This window comes from Propionivibrio pelophilus DSM 12018 (assembly GCF_059569095.1).
The window spans coordinates 1-2,309 of sequence record NZ_JCANUT010000124.1; the positions used below are offsets into that span (position 1 = coordinate 1).

A 2,309-nucleotide genomic window follows, 5' to 3' on the forward strand; every position below is an offset into this window, starting at 1 on the left:
ACTTGAGCGTTCGCCTGAACGCATCAAGGCCTTCTTTCAGGACAAACAGGTTCGCTATGCCGCGTAAAAACTTATTCGGGCCTGATCAATAGTCAGGGTATCGTGATCCTTCCGGGCTGCGCGTTCCTCCGGGATACGCAGCCCGGATCGATGATGTGTTTTTTGTAGTGTTGTAGTTCCATTCACCGAGGAGAAGTCAAATGAAACTGAAAAAGAAACTGTTCGCCGCATTGCTCTCGGCAGGCTTGATCGCTGGCGTCGTCGGATCGGCCAGCGCGGAATCGCTGCGTTTCGCATCGGAAGCTCCGCGGACGGATACCCAGTCCATCGCCGGCAAGCGCTTCGGCGAACTGCTAAAGGAAAAGACCAAAGGTGCGCTCGATATCAAGATCTTTGCGGATAGCTCACTTGGTGCGTTCCAGGCTGCGATTGCCGGCGTGCGTGGTGGCACTATCGATATGGCTGTTTCGGGCTCCGGTAACTTTGTCGGCATGGTCCCGCTTCTCGGTATCTTTGATATCCCGTTCATGTTCAAGGATACGGATCACGCCTACCGCGTTCTGGATGGCAAGATCGGCCAGGACGTTCTCGAGAAACTCGGTGAGTTCGGCCTGAAGGGTCTGGCCTACTGGGATAACGGCTGGCGCGAACTGACGAACAACCGGAACCCGGTGAACAAGCCGGAAGACGTCAAGGGCATGAAGGTACGCACCACCGGCAGCCCGGCGCACATCGAAGCCTTCAAGCTGCTCGGTGCCAACCCGGTGCCGATGCCTTTGGCCGAACTCTACACGGCGCTGGAAATGAAGACGGTGGATGCGCAGGAGCACCCGCTCGGCGTGCTCTGGTCGGCCAAACTCTACGAAGTGCAGAAGTACCTGAGCCTGACCAACCATGCTTACAGCGCCCTGATCGTGGTCATGAACAAGGCCAAGTACGAAGCGCTGCCAGCGGATCAGCAGAAGGCGCTGGTCGAAGCCGCCCGTGAAGCCGGTATGTATCAGCGCAAGCTGAACAACGACAACATGGCCAAGATCGTTGCCGACGTGAAGAAGGCCGGCATGCAGGTTATCGAAAAGGTTGACGGTGCGCCGTTCCTGGAAGTGACCAAGCCGGGCCGCGATACCTTCACGGCGAAGTTCGGCGGTGCTGACATCATCAAGGCCATCGACGCCGTTCGCGACGCCAAGTAAGTTTCTTTATTGCCGGGAACGGCGAATCCTCCGCAAACGCCACGCCGGTTATTCGGCGTGGCGTTTGTCTAACTGTCGTTTTTTTGACAGCCATTTCTCTTTATTTTCCCTAATGTCCGGGTTAAAATGAAACGCTGTTTCAAAATGGTTGAGATGTGTTGGCGACAATGCCTTGGTGCGACTCAGGGGTATGAACGAAAGACTCAATTCAGGTATCGATAAGACGCTGAGTATCCTCGAATTCCTTTCAGTGAATCCGGGAGGCGCGACCTTGGCGGATATCGTAAAGACGGTCGGCGTGCCGAAAACAACGTCGTTCCGCATCCTGGATATTCTCCTGGCAAGGGAATACGTGACCTGGGATCAGGATAGCGAAAAATACAGCATCGGCCTGAAAACCCTGGAACTCGGCCTAAGCGGCCTGATCGGCCAGGACATTGTTGAAGTGTCGATCCCGTATTTGAAGGAACTGGCGAGCACAGTCGGGGAAACGTCGTTCCTCGCCGTCTATAACGCCGGCGACGTGGTTTATCTGTACAAGGCGGAAGGCACTCAATCGATCGTGACCACCGCGACGCTCGGGAGCCGGCGACCGGCTTTCTGCACCGCCTTGGGTAAAGCAATTCTGGCCAATCTGCCGATCGAGGAGTCCGACCGGATATTCGAGAGGCCGTTGGAGCGGCTGACCGAAAAGACGGTGGTCGACCGCATGCGTCTGCACGATGAGTTCGCGCATATTCGCTTGGACGGGTATTCGGTTGACGACGAGGGGATCGAGCCGGGCCTTTACTGTCTGGCGGTGCCGATCTACAACTATACGGGCGGGGTTGTGGCGGCGATCAGCGTCTCGGGGCCGGTCGACCGGTTCATGGAGAACAAGGAAAAAATCGTCGAGGAACTCAAGAACGTCGGAATCACGATTTCACGGCGCTTGGGTTACGTCAAGGCGATGCGCAGCAGGAAATGAAGTAGTCAAAAAGGCGGGCTTGCACGACAAGCCTTCAGTTGTATCAGTCGTATTTTTGTTCAGGAGCAAGGAAATGGCATCGAAAGACAGGATGGCGGTACTGAGTGCGTTGATGGAGCAATCGGTGATCCCGGTGTTCTATCACCCGG

2 protein-coding genes are annotated in these 2,309 nt (G+C 55.9%); both read left to right on the top strand.

Annotated features, from left to right (window positions below; translation table 11 throughout):
* The first annotated feature begins 200 nt into the window (after nt 1-200).
* On the top strand, nt 201-1,193 hold the full coding sequence (locus BO74_RS20900; protein WP_496445301.1) for a TRAP transporter substrate-binding protein: 993 nt from the start codon (nt 201-203) through the stop codon (nt 1,191-1,193).
* Between the two features lie 190 nt (nt 1,194-1,383).
* Nucleotides 1,384-2,160, top strand: coding sequence for an IclR family transcriptional regulator (locus BO74_RS20905; protein WP_496445303.1), 777 nt, complete (start codon nt 1,384-1,386; stop codon nt 2,158-2,160).
* Nucleotides 2,161-2,309 lie beyond the last annotated feature (149 nt).